Source organism: Ostreiculturibacter nitratireducens, assembly GCF_032670585.1.
In the GTDB taxonomy this organism is placed as follows: domain Bacteria; phylum Pseudomonadota; class Alphaproteobacteria; order Rhodobacterales; family Rhodobacteraceae; genus Ostreiculturibacter; species Ostreiculturibacter nitratireducens.
The window spans coordinates 237644-251556 of record NZ_JAVQHL010000003.1; the positions used below are offsets into that span (position 1 = coordinate 237644).

Here is a 13913-nt window from a genome sequence, read left to right on the forward strand (position 1 = left end):
CGGGCTTTGCCGGAGCGCCGCGCTGATCTAGGCTTCCGAAAAGGGAGACCCGAATGCGCCTGATCCTGCTCCTGATCCTCGCTGTTGGCCTCGTGGGCTTCTTCCTGTTCGGGCCGAGAATCGTCGAGAAGGTCCAGAACCGGGTGGTTTCCCACGATCCCTGGCCGGTCAGCCCGGCAGCCCGGGCGATGCACGCCCGCCTGATCATCGGCGACTGGCACGCCGACAGCCTCCTGTGGGACCGCGACCTCGCGCAGCGTTCCTCCGTCGGTCATGTCGACCTTCCCCGGCTGCGTGAAGGCAACGTCGCCGTGCAGGTCTTCACTACCGTCACGAAGAGCCCGGCGGGCCTCAATTACGACACGAACCCGTCCGACGCGCGCGACGACATCACGCTTCTCTCGATCGCGCAGCTGCGCCCGCTCGAAAGCTGGTTCGACCTGACCGAGCGAGCGCTCGCGCAGGCCACGGCGCTGAAGGCCCTCGCCGACGACCGGCCGGACGAACTGCGCCTGGTCCGGAGCCGGGCCGACCTCGCGCAGGTCCTGGCCGACCGGGATGCGGGTTCCACCGTGATCGGCGCGATTCTCGGTGCCGAGGGCGGCCATGCGCTTTCGGGCGACATCGCGAATCTCGACAGGCTGCATGACGCTGGCTTCCGCCTGATGGGGCTCACCCATTTCTTCGACAACGAACTCGGCGCCTCGCTCCACGGCGAGGCCGGGGGCGACGGGGGGCTCACGGAATTCGGCCGCCAGGTCGTCGAACGCATGGTCGAAAGGCGCATGATCATCGATCTCGCCCATGCCTCGCCGAAGATGGCGCGGGAAGTTCTGGCGATGGTCGACGTGCCGGTGATCGTCAGTCACACGGGCACCCACGGTCATTGCCCGACCCACCGGAACTTCCCCGACGACCTGATGCGCGAGATCACGGAGAAGGGCGGCCTCATCGGCATCGGTTTCTGGGAAGAGGTCACCTGCGATGCGACGCCGAAGGGCGTGGCCCGCGCCATCGCCGCCGCCGTCGCTCTCGTGGGCGAGGATCACGTCTCGATCGGTTCGGACTTCGACGGAGCGATCGAAACCTCTTTCGACGTCTCGGAACTGCCGGCCCTGACCCAGGCGCTGATCGACGAGGGGCTGGAAGAGAGCGCCATCGCCAAGGTAATGGGCCGGAACATGATCCGCTTCCTGGAACGCGCCCTCCCGGAGGGCCCGGCGTCCTAGTTGGCTCAGCGGTAGAGTTCCAGCTCCTCGCGCAGAAGCGGCCTTTCCTCCAGCGTGACGGAGACCTCGAACCTGCCCGCTTCCCTTACGCCGACGAGGTGAACCATATCCCCGATCTTCAGCGACCGCACGACGTTGAGCGCGGTTTCGAGGCTGTCGATGCGAATGTCGTTGACGTGGGTGATGATCTCGCCCCCGAGGAGGATCTGCGTCCCGCCCCAGTTCACGGGCCATGACCCGCCCCTGAGGCCGACGCGGTCCGCCGCGCTGCCGGGCTCCACCGTTTCGACAAGGAAGCCGGTGTTCTCTTCCCATGCCTCGGCCGGAATGCCGAGCATCAGAAGGATGGGCGGCGTCACGAACTGGCCGTAGAGCCCATGCCATGGCCGCGCGACCTTCCCCGTCCGGATCAGTTCGTCGATCACGGGCCTCAGAACGGAGACGGGGATGGCGAAACCGACGTTTTCCCCCCGCCCCGGATCGACGCCCATCGTGATCATGCCGATAAGCCGCCCGCAGGAATCCACCAGCGCACCGCCGGAGCTGCCGGGGCTGATCGCGGCGTCCGTCTGCACGAAGGGCGAAAGCCAGCTGGATGTCGTGATGGGCAGGACGCGGCCGTAACCCGACACGATCCCGGTCGAGATCGTCTTTCCGAGGCCCAGAGGGAATCCGATCGTGTAGGCCGTCTGGCCGATCATGATGTCGGCGTCGCCGGCCATCCTTATCGCCTTCGCGTCAGGCGCCATGAAATACGGCCGGAGAACCGCGATATCGAGCGTCGGGTCGATGCCGACGACTTCAGCTTCGACGCCGGTCCCATCGTAGGTCACGACGACCGTCTTCGCATCCGCGACCACGTGGTAGTTCGTGATCACGTAGCCGTCCTCCATGACGTAGCCCGACCCGCCACGCGGAATGATCCGGTCGCTGACGAGGAAAGGGTTGATCGCGATCGAGAATATCTCGACCACCGAATTTCCCGTCGTGGCGAAGATCTGTGCCGGGCTTCGGGCGCAGTCCGCTACCTTTGCATGAGCGAAGCTGCCGGCCGCCGACAAGATCGCCGTCGCGACCAAGGCCGCCCGAAGAAAGCCGACAAGACCCATTCCAGCTCCTCCCTGCCGGTGCCGGACGCGGCCACGGCTGGCAGCTTCAAACCGCAAGAATATCCGCGAAATGCCCCGGCAGGTCGTTGAGCGGCACGTTCACCAGATCCTTCGCGAGGTCGCCGGCAAGTGCTGCAGCGGGCGCGCCGGACAGCCTCGACCTGAGTTCGCCCAGCATCTTGGGCGGCGCCGCGACGACAAGACGGTCGGCCTTCGCCGCCTTCCATTCCTGGTCCAGCGCCTCGATCACGTGGCTTGCGAACTTGGCGCGGTTGTTCTCCTCCAGATCGGTCCGCGGGTCCATGCCATGACGCCCGACGACCTTCGAACCGGCAGAGGAACGGCCCGGCCGGTCGGCAAATTCAAGCGTTCCCTCGTCAAGCTGCGAGATGGACACGACGCAGATTTCCTGAAGCCCCTTGCCGACGCCCTCGTTGATCAGGAACCGCGCGGCTTCCTCGTCGGCGACGACAATCAATGTGCGGACAGGTTTCATTTCGCATTTCCCTCCTGGAATACTCAAAACAAGTGTCGCCGATCCGCATCGGGCGGACCTTGACCTGCCTCAAACGGTGGCTCAGCCGGCTGCGGCGAAAACCTTGTCGATCATCGCCTGTGTTCCTCGCGCGTCCTCGAGGCTCCACGGATAGTCTGCGCCCTCGCGGACCGCCCGGCCGAAAGCCTCGACCTGCAGCCTGTATTGCCGCGCGCCCGGGAACCGCTCCACGTGATCGCCCTTGCCGGCCCGGAACATGTGCAGCTGCGCCTCGCCGAAAAGCCCCGCGTTGAATGGCGCCGTCATGCGGATGAGCCCAGTCGCGCCCTGGAACACGACCTCCTGCCTCGGGAAGAGCCGCATCGAGGTCATGGCGCCATAGGTGAACCGTCCCCCTGGACCCTCCATCTCGCCGATGACCTGCGCGAAGACGTCGACGTCGTTCTCCCGCACGATCTTCGACGACAGGCTCACCGGCTCCGCGCCCGTGACCCAGCGCACCGAGCCATAGGCGTAGACCCCGATATCGGGGATCGAGCCGCCGCCCGTTTCCGGCCGGTTGCGGATGTTGCCGGGATCGTCGCGGTTGTCGTAGCTGAACGCCGCGTCGGCGTGCAGGATGCGCCCGATCGCGCCTTCCCGCACAAGCTCCCGGCAGCGCTTCCACTGCGGGTGGTGCACGATCATGTAGGCTTCGGTCGCCATCAGCCCGGTCTTGTCGCGCAGCGCGATGAGATCGTCGATCTCCGCCGCCTTCATCGCGATCGGCTTTTCGGTCAGGACGTGCTTGCCCGCCTCCATCGCCTTCCGCGTCCATTCGACGTGAAGCGTGTTCGGCAGAGGAATGTAGACCGCCTCCACCTCGGGATCGGCCAGAAGCGCTTCATAGCTGCCGTGAACCTTCAGATCGGGCGCGAAGGCCCGGAACGGCTCCGCCTTGGCCGCCGTGCCTGTTGCCAGGGAATGGAACCGTGCCCCGTCCGCCTCGTGGATCGCCCGCGCCATGTGCTGCAGCGCGAAGTTCGCGGCGCCGAGGACGCCCCAGTTGACCGCTTTCATGATGTCCTCCCGAATTGATGGCCGGAAGGTTAGGCCCGCCATCCGCCTGGCGCAATCTTCCCACCTTCATCCGGCCAAGATTTCCCAACCGAAGGTCGGAGCGCACCCGCCAATGCGGCGAGCGTGGATAGAGGGCCGGATCGGGAATTCATGTTGTTCCGTTCAGGGCCCGTAGCGGACACCTCTGCGCGTGCGACGCGCTTTCGACTTCCGTAGGACGTTGGCCCACCAAAGACAGTCGGCACGGATCGGCCTAATTCAAACGGTGGGTTCGCATGGCAGCCTGATACCCCGGTCTAAGGCACACTTCGTTCGACAGCTTGGCCAAGGAAGGGCGACCTCCAAACAACTTATCCTTATCTTCGGACCACTCCGTAAGCATCGCGAGATATAGATCGAGCGCCGATTGGCCAGATGCCAAGAAGGTGCCGTCTCCTTCGATTGCATCTTCCATCACGTCGAAGAAGGCAGCGAGGTCCTCGGCCGCCCTTCGTTCGACTTGGGCGATGGCGCTTTCATCGAAGGCATACCTCTCAGGATGCCCTTTTCGGGCAACCGTCATGTACCCGGAGGTCGCCATGACGTTCAGCCAAAAGAAGAAAACGGATCTATCGGAGGTGCCAGGCTGAGGGAGAAGGCCTGACGCCGGAGAACTTTCGCCCAAGACAACAACTATGGCTGCCGATTCCCCAATGGTTCGTCCGTCCGGAAGCGTCAGAGCCGGCACTCGGGCCGCTGGGTTTAGCCGCCGATATGCAGGCGTCTTGTGCTCGCCTGCTGCCATATCGACATGCTTCATTCTATAGGGCGCACCCATTTCCTCCAACAAGGCCTGGGCTACGATTGAACCGGCCATGTATTCCCAATGCAATACGTACATAACTTTCCTTTCGAAATCTTTAGCGTCGCAGGCAGCAAGCCGAAGCTGATGTCTGATTGAACCATGTTTCCCTGATCCTGCGCTCAATGCACGGCAGATTTGCTTTGTTGTAGATAAAGCTTTCCTTTATTTTACAGTCATGCGGTTAACCCATTTGAACGCGCTTCGGGCACTTGAAGCATCACTGCGGCACAAGAGTTTCTCCGGCGCTGCGGAAGAGCTCGGGGTCACTCCTGCTGCGGTTGGCCAAAGGGTCAGGTCCTTGGAGGAGTATCTGGGACGCGAGCTTTTCCGACGGACAAGATCTGGTGTTGTGCCTACTGACGACGCCATGAGAGCAGAGGCTCTCCTGCATACCGGAATGTCAGCGTTGTCGGCGGCAATGGCACAACTCACACTCGCTGACCCGGAACGCCGACTTTCCGTCACGTTGCCCGCTTCGTTTGCCGAGCACTGGCTCGCGCCCTCTATCTGGGAGTTCTATCGTCGCCATGAGGAAATCGATCTGCGGCTGGACGCCTCGAACCGCGATGTCGACTTGGTGACGGAAGGCTTCGACTTCGCAATTCGATTTGGTCGCGCGACCACTCCACCCCTGCAGGAAGTGCTCCTGTTCGACGATGCTGTTCTGCCAGTCTGCTCCCCGGAGTTCCTGAAGCGTCATCCGATTCACCCGGACCGTCGTACGCTTGAAGGCATTCCGCTCATTCATGTCGATAACCGCACGAGTGACCCCGGTTGGGTCGGCTTTGACGGTTGGGGAGCGGCATTTGGCTTCGAACCGGCGGGCCTACGATCCGGCGTCAGGTACTCAAGCTTCAGTTCCGGCCTCAAGTCGGCAATCGAGGGCCAGGGCCTTGTGCTTTCCGGCCTCGTTGAGGCATTCAATGCCATGCGTGCTGGTCTGCTTGTCGCACCATTCGGTCCGGCACTGCGCTGCGAAACGCAGTTCTCCTATCGACTGATTTGGGTTGCCAACAAGCCTCGGACGGATGTCGGGGCCGACTTCGTGGACTGGGTCTTGGACAAGGCCAGGAAGTATCGGCAGGATGTTTCGGACTTCTTGCTGACAGCCCCATGACTGTTTGCTTCGTCCGCGAACCGGGCCAAGACGGATTCCAGTCATCCAAAAAGCACAACGGCGCGGGAAACCCGCGCCGCCTTTTCGCAAATCGATCTGACCGGTCCTCAGGCCGGGACCAGCATCCCCTTGTCCTTCGCCAGTTCCCGCATACGGTCCTGGAGTTTCTCGAAGGCGCGGACCTCGATCTGCCGGATGCGTTCCCGGCTGACGTCATACTGGCCGGAAAGCTCCTCGAGCGTCACGGGGTCTTCCTTCAGGCGCCGCTGGATCAGGATGTCCTTCTCGCGGTCGTTGAGGACGTCCATCGCGGCGATCAGCATCTCGCGCCGCGCTTCGAGCTCGTCCTTCTCCGCGAAGGCCTCCGCCTGGTCGGCATCCTCGTCCTCGAGCCAGTCCTGCCACTGCGTCGAGCTGTCGCCTTCCACGCCGATCGTGGCGTTGAGCGAGGCGTCCCCGCCCGACAGGCGGCGGTTCATGTCGATGACCTCGTCCTCGGTGACGTTCAGGTCATGGGCGATCCTCGCCACGTTCTCGGGGCGAAGGTCCCCTTCCTCCAGCGCGCCGATCTTCGACTTCGCCTTGCGGAGGTTGAAGAACAGCTTCTTCTGCGCAGAGGTCGTGCCGAGCTTCACGAGGCTCCAGGACCTCAGGATGTATTCCTGGATTGAGGCGCGGATCCACCACATCGCGTAGGTGGCAAGCCGGAACCCCTTCTCCGGATCGAAGCGCTTGACCGCCTGCATGAGGCCGACATTGGCCTCCGAAATCACTTCCGCCTGCGGAAGGCCGTAGCCGCGGTAGCCCATGGCGATCTTCGCCGCGAGCCTGAGGTGCGACGTCACAAGCTGATGCGCAGCCTCGGCGTCGTGATGATCCACCCAGCGCTTGGCCAGCATGTATTCCTCTTCAGGCTCCAGAAGCGGGAACTTCCGGATTTCCTGCAGATACCGGTTGAGGCCCTGTTCAGGGCTCGGTGCTGGAAGATTCGTATACGTGCTCATCTCTGACCCCCTCCTGGTCGGTCGAGGACCACCGAACGTATTATATCGGCGGCGCCCGCACAAGAGCGCAGCTCTAGACCCGACTTTTGAACGTTACATGAACATTGCCCGGTCGCACTGCCACCTTTGTGTCAATTCCATCACGCAGATGTCAGAGGCCGCGATCAGCCCCTGAGAGCAGCCAGAAGCGCCTCCATGTCGGCCGGCAGGGGGGAGGCGAAGTCCAGCCGCTCGCCCGTCACGGGATGGGTGAAACCCAGGGTCGCGGCGTGCAGCGCCTGGCGCGGGAAGGCGGCGGCGGCTTCCGCGCCGCGCTCGCCCACGGCAGCGGGCGAAAGCTTCCGCCGCCCGCCATAGACCGGGTCTCCGATCAGCCCGTGGCCGCAGTGCGCGAGGTGCACCCGGATCTGGTGCGTCCGCCCGGTTTCAAGCCAGCATTCGACCAGCGCGGCGGCGGGCGGATGGCCGAAACCTTCCAGCACCTTCACCCGCGTCACGGCGTGCCGCCCGCCCTCGAATGTCACGGCCTGCCTCTGCCGATCCGTCCGATGCCGCCCGATCCCGGTGGCGATGCGGATCACGCCTCCCGGCTCGAAGCTCACGCCGCGGACGCCGTGGAGCCTCGGATCGGCGGCGTCCGGCACGCCGTGCACCACGGCGTAGTAATGGCGCGTGACGGTATGCGCCTCGAACTGCGCGGCGAGCCCGTGGTGTGCCCGGTCCGACTTCGCGACGACCAGAAGACCCGATGTTTCCTTGTCGATCCGGTGCACGATGCCTGGGCGAAGCTCCCCGCCGATCCCTGAAAGGCTCGCGCCGCAATGGTGCAGGAGCGCGTTGACGAGCGTCCCTTCCCTTGAACCCGGCGCGGGGTGGACGACCATTCCCGCCGGCTTGTCGATCACGATGAGGTCGCCATCCTCCCAGACGACGTTCAGCGGAATATTCTCCGCCGCCGTCTCCACCGGTTCCGGGGCGCCCAGCGCGATCTCGAATACCTCGCCTTCGGCGACACGCGCCTTGGCATCGGTCACGGTCACGCCCTCGCGCGAGACAGCGCCTTCCGCCAGAAGCTTCGCGATCCGCGACCGCGACAGGGCCGCCTCCTCTGGCACATCGCGCGCCAGCGCCTTATCAAGGCGTTCAGGCGGGGCCTCCCCGATCACGACGCGAAGGATACGATTTTCCTTGTCCGACACCGACGATCCCCAGCAGGAGCCGGAACTTCCGCCCGACCTGCGCTTCCTCAAGATACTGGTCGCCACGCTCGCGGGGACCATGATCCTCGGCCTCATAGCGATCGTCACGCTGATTGTCATCCGCTTCCCCGCCGCGATGGAGGCGAGGCCGGAGCTTCCGGCAGAGATCACCCTGCCCGAGGGCGAAACCGCCTCCGCCGTCACGTTCGGGAAGGGCTGGTATGCCGTGGTCACCGGAGAAGGTGACGAGATCCTGATCTTCGACGCGCGCACCGGCGCCCTGCGCCAGCGCGTTCCGGTCGGCAACTAGGCTTTCCGCAGCCTTGCATCCTGCCCGCTCGCGCCCTCAGACCGCCGGCTGATCGCGCCCGCCGGGCAGACGCCTCAATGCGCGATCATGACGTGGCGGACTGCCGTGTAGTCCTCCAGTGCGTACATCGACATGTCCTTGCCGTAGCCCGATTGCTTCAGCCCGCCGTGCGGCATCTCGTTGACCAGCATGAAGTGCGTGTTGATCCAGGTGCAGCCGTACTGCAGCCGCGCGGCCGTCTCCAGGGCCCGGCCAACGTCCTTCGTCCAGACCGAGGAGGCGAGGCCGTAGTCGCTGTCGTTCGCCCAGGCCACCGCCTCGTCGACATCGGCGAACCGCGTGACGGAGACGACGGGCCCGAAGACCTCGCGCCGCACGATTTCGTCCGTCTGCTGCGCGCCCGCGACGACCGTCGGCTGGTAGTAGAAGCCCGGCCCCTCATGCACCGACCCGCCTGTCGTGATCTCGACATGGTTCAGTTCGGACGCCCGTTGCACGAAGCTCGCCACCCGGTCGCGCTGGCGCTGGGAGATCAACGGCGGGATCTCGTTCATCGTGTCGTCGGACTGCGCATAGGCGATGGAGGAGGCAGCGGCGGTCAGGTCAGCCACGAGGTTGTCGTAGACCTTCGCCCCCGCGTAGACGCGGCAGGCCGCCGTGCAGTCCTGCCCCGCGTTGTAGAAGGAAAACGCGCGCAAGCCCTCCACGACGCGACCGATATCGGCGTCGTCGAAGACGACGACGGGCGCCTTGCCTCCCAGTTCCAGATGCGTCCGCTTCACCGTCTTCGACGCGGCAAGCAGCATCTTCTTCCCCGTCGCAACGTCCCCGGTCAGGGAGATCATGTCGACGCCCGGATGGTTGACGAGCGTGTTGCCGACCGAGCCGCCCTGCCCGACGATCACGTTGACAACGCCCTCGGGCAGCACGTCCGCGAGGATCCTCGCGAGCTTCAGCGCCGTGAGCGGCGTCTGCTCGGACGGCTTCATCACGATGGTATTGCCGCCCGCGATCGCCGGGGCGAGCTTCCAGGCCATCATCATCAGGGGATAGTTCCAGGGCGCGATGGAGGCGACGACCCCGATCGGATCGCGCCGGATCATCGAGGTATGCCCCTCCATGTATTCCCCCGCGACGGCCCCGTGCATGTTCCGGACCGCCCCGGCGAAGTAGCGGAAGCAATCCACGATCGCCGGGATTTCGTCATTCAGCGCCGCGTTGATGGGCTTGCCGGTGTTCAGCGCCTCGAGCGTGGCGAAGCCCTCCGCCTCGGCCTCGATCCGGTCCGCGATCTTCAGAAGGCATGCCGACCGCTCCGCCGGCGTCGTCCGCGACCAGCCCCCGAAGGCCTTGCGCGCCGCGGCAACGGCCTTGTCGATCTGCCCCGCGTTCGCCTCCGGCATGGCGACGATCGCCTCGCCGGTCCTCGGGTTCAGCACCTTCTCCTCGGTCTCGGTCCCCTTCTCGAAGGAGCCGCCGATCAGCATTTCCGTGTTCATTGGAAACCTCCCTTTCGATCACTTGCCCTGCCCGGCGACGGTTTCCGTCCCTCGGGTCAGGTAATAGGCGGCGAGGATGGGCAGGAAGGTGACCAGCACCACCACCATCGCCACGACGTTCGTCACCGGCCGCTGCCGCGGCCGCACCAGTTCCTCGAGCATCCAGATCGGCAGCGTCTGCTGCTGGCCCGCCGTGAAGGTCGTCACGATCACCTCGTCGAAGGACAGCGCGAAGGCGAGCATCCCCCCGGCCAGAAGCGCGGTCGAGATGTTCGGCAGGATCACGTGCGCGAAGGTCTGGAACCCGTTCGCGCCGAGGTCCATGGACGCCTCGACAAGGCTCGACGAAGTCCGCCGGAACCGCGCCACCGCGTTGTTGTAGACGACGACGATGCAGAAGGTCGCGTGGCCAAGCACGATGGTCCAGAAGCTGAACGGGATGCCGCCGAGGTTGAAGGCCGAGCGCAGCGAGATCCCGGTGATGATCCCCGGCAGCGCGATCGGCAGGATCACGAGGAGCGAGATCGCCTCCCGCCCGAAGAAGCGGAACCGCGCCATCGCGGCGGCGCAGAGCGTGCCGAGGATCAGCGCGATTACCGTGGAAACCGCCGCGACCCGGACCGAGAGCGACAGGGCCTCCCACACGTCGGGCCGGTTCCAGGTGACGCCGAACCATTGCAGCGTCAGCCCCGGCGGCGGCCACTGATAGCTCTTGTCCTCGGTCGTGAAGGCATAGGCGAAGATCAGCAGGATCGGCACGTGCAGGAACAGAAGCCCCGCGGCGGCGGCGATCTTCAGCCAGAGGGGCGCGCGATCAGAGTGCATCGAAGGCTCCCTGCCGCTTGGCCCACCAGAGGTAGAAGCCCATGATGATGATCGGCACGACCGCGAAGGCCGCGGCCAGCGGGATGTTCCCCGCCGTTCCCTGGTGCTGGTAGACCGCCTGCCCGATGAACCGCGCCGAGGTGCCGATGATCTGGGGGATGATGTAATCGCCCAAGGTCAGCGAGAAGGTGAAGATCGACCCCGCGATCACTCCCGGCATGGCGAGCGGCAAGAGGACGTAGCGGAAAGTTTGCGCCGGATGCGCGCCGAGATCGCCGGACGCCTCCAGCATCGACAGCGGGACCCGCTCCAGCGACGCCTGGATCGGCAGGATCATGAACGGCATCCATACATAGAGGAAGACGAGGAACGTTCCCGTCAGGCTCGTGGACAGCGAGTTTCCCCCGACCACCGGCAGCGCGAGGTAGGCGTCCAGGAGCCACATCAGGTGCAGCTTCGTCAGCGCCCAGCTGAGGATTCCCTCCTTCGCGAGGATCAGCTTCCAGGAATAGACCTTTACGAGATAGCTCGACCACAGGGGCAGCATGACGCCGAGGTAGAACACCGCCTTCCAGGCCCCGCGCGCATACCGCGCCGCGAAATAGGCGATGGGGAAGCCGACCACGGCCGCCGCCAGCGTCACCATTGCCGCCATCGTCACGGTGCGCACGATGATGTCGAGGTTCGCGGGCGTGAAGAGTTCGCCGTAGGTCTTCAGCGTGAACTCGTACCTTATGAGGCCCGAGAACTCGTCGATCGAGAAGAACGATTGCGCGAGCAGCGCGAAGAGCGATCCGAGGTAGATGACGCCGAGCCACAGGGCCGGCGGCAGGAGCAGCAGCGCAAGGAGAAACCGCGGCCGCCTCCATAGCGCATCCGATGCCCGCGCGAGCGGGCCGGAGGTCGCCCGCGCGCTCATGTTCCCTCCATCAGGTGCAGGTCGCCGTCGTCCCAGGAAACCCGCACCTCTTCGCCCTGACGCGGGACACCCGCGCCACGCGGGAGGAGCGCGGTCAGGTCCACACCCTCCATGTCCAGATGCACGCGAGTCGTCGTTCCGAGGAACGAGGTCGCCAGAACCTTCGCCGCGCGCCCCTCGCCGCCGATCCGCACCGCCTCAGGCCTGAGGCTCGCATGCGCGCGCCGTCCGGTCAGCCGTTCCGTCACCTCGGGCGCAAGGACGTTCGAGGAGCCGACGAAATTCGCGACGAAGGGCTTCGCCGGGCGGTTGTAGATTTCCTCCGGCGTGCCGACCTGCTCGATCCTGCCGTCGTTGAAAACCGCCACGCGGTCGGCCATCGAAAGCGCCTCGCCCTGATCGTGGGTCACGAAGACGAAGGTGATCCCGACCTTTCTCTGCAGGTCCTTCAACTCTTCCTGCATCTGCTCCCGCAGCTTGAGGTCGAGCGCGCCGAGAGGCTCGTCCAGCAGAAGGACCCGCGGCTTCATGACCAGCGCGCGGGCCAGCGCCACGCGCTGCCGCTGCCCGCCCGAAAGCTGCCCCGGCTTCCGGTCGCCGTATCCCGGCAGCTTCACCAGTTCCAGCGCCGCCTCGGCCTCGCGTCGCCGCTCATCCCTGCCCTTGCCCGCGATCCTGAGGCCGTAGGCGACATTGTCGACGACGTTCAGGTGCGGGAAGAGCGCGTAATCCTGGAAAACCGTGTTCACCGCACGCCGGTACGGCGGCACGCCGGTCATGCTCTCCCCGAAGATCCGGATCCCGCCCGAGGTCGGCTGCTCGAACCCGGCGATCAGCCTCAGGCAGGTGGTCTTGCCCGACCCGGACGGCCCGAGCATGGCGAAGAACTCGCCTTCGTCGATCTCGACGGACACGGCGTCGACCGCGCGCACGGGGCCGAAATGGCGGGATACTTTCTGGAATTCGACGGCGGCGGGCATGTTCTTGTCCAGTGGAGCCGGGGCGCAGGGCGGGCGGCACCGGACCGATCGGCCCGGGGTCGCCCGCCCCCGTTTCAGGGCGATTCAGCGCCCGCCGATCACGCCGATGTAGTCAGAGACCCAGCGATAATAGGGCACGCAGGCACCATCGCCCTGGGTGCAGTTCGACACCGGCGTGGTCCAGAACCGGATCTTCTCGAAATCGGCGAGACCGTTGGCATCACAGCCCTCCTGGGTCTGCATGCCGCGCCCGTCGGAGCAGGCCGCCGGAACCGACGGAACCGCGCCGAACCAGACCGAGAGGTCGGATTGCAGGTTCGAGGACAGCGTATGTTCCATCCACATGTAGGAACAGTTCGGGTTCGCCGCGTCCACGTGCATCATCGTCGTGTCCGCCCAGCCTGTCGCGCCCTCCTGCGGGATCGTCGATGCGATCGGCTGGCCCTCGGCCTTCAGGAGGTTCACCTGGAACGGCCAGGAACCGGAGGCCACCACGCCCTCGTTCTTGAAGTCGTCCATCTGGATGAAGGCGTCATGCCAGTAGCGGCTCACCAGCTGGCGCTGCTGACGCAGGAGGTCCAGCGCGGCGGTATATTGATCCTCGTTCAGTTCGTAGGGCGAGGTGATGCCGAGTTCCGGCTTGTGAAACATCAGGTACTGCGCGGCGTCCGCAATGTGGATCGGCCCGTCATAGGCCTGCACGCGGCCCTTGTTGGACTGCCCGTCCGCCAGAGTCATCTCCTCGAAGACCACGTTCCAGGACGTGGGCGCCTCGGCGAACGCGTCCGTGTTGTACATCAGGACGTTCGGCCCCCACATGTAGGGCGTGCCGTAATGAACCCCGTCCACGGTGTGCCAGGGCGCGTCCTTCAGGCGGTCGTCGACGGTGGACCAGGACGGGATGAGGTCGACGTTGACCGGCTGCACCCGCTTGCCGGCGATGAGCCTCAGCGAGGCGTCGCCCGAGGCGGTGACGAGGTCGAAGCCCCCCTCGTTCATCAGCGCCACCATCTCGTCCGAGGTGTTGGCGGTCTTGACGTTGACCATGCAGCCCGTGGCTTCCTCGAACTTCGTCACCCAGTCGAAGGCCGCGTCGGTTTCGCCGCGTTCGATGTAGCCCGGCCAGGCGACGATGTTCACCTGCCCCTCGCCCGGCCCGACCTCGGTGACCTGGGCAAGTGCGACCTGCCCCGCGAAGGCCATGACCAGGGCAAGCGCCGAGCCGGATTTCAGTCGATGTGTCATCTGATGTGCTCCCCGTGTGCGAATGCGGGCGTTGACCGCCCTTTTCCGGGGGAAGGATGCGCCCCGCCGGAAGCCTTC

Annotated in this window: 14 protein-coding genes and 1 pseudogene; 4 read left to right on the top strand and 11 right to left on the bottom strand. The window is 65.1% G+C overall.

Features of this window, described 5'->3' with window-relative positions:
- The first annotated feature begins 53 nt into the window (after window positions 1-53).
- Window positions 54-1229 (top strand): dipeptidase, encoded by a 1176-nt coding sequence (locus ABCN56_RS15470; protein WP_343081720.1) that lies wholly within the window; start codon window positions 54-56, stop codon window positions 1227-1229.
- A 5-nt stretch (window positions 1230-1234) separates the two neighbouring features.
- Here ABCN56_RS15470 and ABCN56_RS15475 read toward each other — a convergent pair whose 3' ends face one another.
- The 4 genes from ABCN56_RS15475 to ABCN56_RS15490 form a co-directional block, all read right to left on the bottom strand.
- The gene (locus ABCN56_RS15475; protein ID WP_343081721.1) at window positions 1235-2338 is read right to left on the bottom strand and encodes a S1C family serine protease; all 1104 of its coding nucleotides are present in this window, start codon (window positions 2336-2338) and stop codon (window positions 1235-1237) included.
- A gap of 46 nt (window positions 2339-2384) precedes the next feature.
- Complete coding sequence (locus ABCN56_RS15480) at window positions 2385-2834, bottom strand: host attachment protein (protein ID WP_343081722.1); 450 nt, start codon at window positions 2832-2834, stop codon at window positions 2385-2387.
- Window positions 2835-2915: 81 nt separating this feature from the next.
- On the bottom strand, window positions 2916-3893 hold the full coding sequence (locus tag ABCN56_RS15485; RefSeq protein WP_343081723.1) for a Gfo/Idh/MocA family protein: 978 nt from the start codon (window positions 3891-3893) through the stop codon (window positions 2916-2918).
- A gap of 253 nt (window positions 3894-4146) precedes the next feature.
- Entirely contained in the window at window positions 4147-4773 is a 627-nt protein-coding gene (locus ABCN56_RS15490; protein WP_343081724.1) for a glutathione S-transferase family protein, read from the bottom strand.
- 139 nt (window positions 4774-4912) lie between these two features.
- On the opposite strand from ABCN56_RS15490, the pseudogene ABCN56_RS19700 reads away from it, so the two are divergent.
- A pseudogene (locus tag ABCN56_RS19700) lies at window positions 4913-5092 on the top strand (LysR family transcriptional regulator); the annotation flags it as partial.
- A 63-nt stretch (window positions 5093-5155) separates the two neighbouring features.
- Window positions 5156-5854, top strand: a complete 699-nt coding sequence (locus ABCN56_RS15495) for a LysR substrate-binding domain-containing protein (RefSeq protein WP_343081725.1) — start codon at window positions 5156-5158, stop codon at window positions 5852-5854.
- Between the two features lie 107 nt (window positions 5855-5961).
- Here ABCN56_RS15495 and rpoH read toward each other — a convergent pair whose 3' ends face one another.
- Window positions 5962-6858: an RNA polymerase sigma factor RpoH gene (gene rpoH / locus ABCN56_RS15500; RefSeq protein ID WP_343081726.1), complete on the bottom strand. Its 897-nt coding sequence runs from the start codon at window positions 6856-6858 to the stop codon at window positions 5962-5964.
- A gap of 164 nt (window positions 6859-7022) precedes the next feature.
- Window positions 7023-8057: an RluA family pseudouridine synthase gene (locus tag ABCN56_RS15505; RefSeq protein ID WP_343081727.1), complete on the bottom strand. Its 1035-nt coding sequence runs from the start codon at window positions 8055-8057 to the stop codon at window positions 7023-7025.
- Here ABCN56_RS15505 and ABCN56_RS15510 point away from each other — a divergent pair.
- Window positions 8047-8367: a DUF6476 family protein gene (locus tag ABCN56_RS15510; RefSeq protein ID WP_343081728.1), complete on the top strand. Its 321-nt coding sequence runs from the start codon at window positions 8047-8049 to the stop codon at window positions 8365-8367. The genes ABCN56_RS15505 and ABCN56_RS15510 overlap by 11 nt on opposite strands.
- A 74-nt stretch (window positions 8368-8441) precedes the next feature.
- Here the strand turns inward: ABCN56_RS15510 and ABCN56_RS15515 are convergent, their stop codons facing one another.
- The 5 genes from ABCN56_RS15515 to ABCN56_RS15535 all read right to left on the bottom strand — a co-directional run bounded on the left by ABCN56_RS15515 (window position 8442) and on the right by ABCN56_RS15535 (window position 13835).
- Entirely contained in the window at window positions 8442-9866 is a 1425-nt protein-coding gene (locus ABCN56_RS15515) for a gamma-aminobutyraldehyde dehydrogenase (RefSeq protein WP_343081729.1), read from the bottom strand.
- An 18-nt stretch (window positions 9867-9884) separates the two neighbouring features.
- Window positions 9885-10691, bottom strand: a complete 807-nt coding sequence (locus ABCN56_RS15520) for an ABC transporter permease (protein WP_343081730.1) — start codon at window positions 10689-10691, stop codon at window positions 9885-9887.
- Window positions 10681-11610 carry an ABC transporter permease gene (locus tag ABCN56_RS15525; protein ID WP_343081731.1) on the bottom strand — a complete coding sequence of 310 codons (930 nt, stop codon included), beginning with the start codon at window positions 11608-11610 and terminating at the stop codon, window positions 10681-10683. The genes ABCN56_RS15520 and ABCN56_RS15525 overlap by 11 nt, the downstream gene beginning before the upstream one ends.
- On the bottom strand, window positions 11607-12590 hold the full coding sequence (locus ABCN56_RS15530) for an ABC transporter ATP-binding protein (RefSeq protein ID WP_343081732.1): 984 nt from the start codon (window positions 12588-12590) through the stop codon (window positions 11607-11609). The genes ABCN56_RS15525 and ABCN56_RS15530 overlap by 4 nt, the downstream gene beginning before the upstream one ends.
- An 84-nt stretch (window positions 12591-12674) precedes the next feature.
- Window positions 12675-13835, bottom strand: a complete 1161-nt coding sequence (locus ABCN56_RS15535; protein ID WP_343081733.1) for an ABC transporter substrate-binding protein — start codon at window positions 13833-13835, stop codon at window positions 12675-12677.
- Window positions 13836-13913: the final 78 nt, after the last annotated feature.

Excerpts from the sequence above, each read along its gene's own strand:
- ABCN56_RS15470 (WP_343081720.1), top strand. The coding sequence starts at position 54 with ATGCGCCTGATCCTGCTCCTGATCCTCGCTGTTGGCCTCGTGGGCTTC.
- ABCN56_RS15475 (WP_343081721.1), bottom strand. The coding sequence starts at position 2,338 with ATGGGTCTTGTCGGCTTTCTTCGGGCGGCCTTGGTCGCGACGGCGATC.
- ABCN56_RS15480 (WP_343081722.1), bottom strand. The coding sequence starts at position 2,834 with ATGAAACCTGTCCGCACATTGATTGTCGTCGCCGACGAGGAAGCCGCG.
- ABCN56_RS15485 (WP_343081723.1), bottom strand. The coding sequence starts at position 3,893 with ATGAAAGCGGTCAACTGGGGCGTCCTCGGCGCCGCGAACTTCGCGCTG.
- ABCN56_RS15490 (WP_343081724.1), bottom strand. The coding sequence starts at position 4,773 with ATGTACGTATTGCATTGGGAATACATGGCCGGTTCAATCGTAGCCCAG.
- ABCN56_RS15495 (WP_343081725.1), top strand. The coding sequence starts at position 5,156 with ATGGCACAACTCACACTCGCTGACCCGGAACGCCGACTTTCCGTCACG.
- rpoH (WP_343081726.1), bottom strand. The coding sequence starts at position 6,858 with ATGAGCACGTATACGAATCTTCCAGCACCGAGCCCTGAACAGGGCCTC.
- ABCN56_RS15515 (WP_343081729.1), bottom strand. The coding sequence starts at position 9,866 with ATGAACACGGAAATGCTGATCGGCGGCTCCTTCGAGAAGGGGACCGAG.
- ABCN56_RS15520 (WP_343081730.1), bottom strand. The coding sequence starts at position 10,691 with ATGCACTCTGATCGCGCGCCCCTCTGGCTGAAGATCGCCGCCGCCGCG.
- ABCN56_RS15525 (WP_343081731.1), bottom strand. The coding sequence starts at position 11,610 with ATGAGCGCGCGGGCGACCTCCGGCCCGCTCGCGCGGGCATCGGATGCG.
- ABCN56_RS15530 (WP_343081732.1), bottom strand. The coding sequence starts at position 12,590 with ATGCCCGCCGCCGTCGAATTCCAGAAAGTATCCCGCCATTTCGGCCCC.
- ABCN56_RS15535 (WP_343081733.1), bottom strand. The coding sequence starts at position 13,835 with ATGACACATCGACTGAAATCCGGCTCGGCGCTTGCCCTGGTCATGGCC.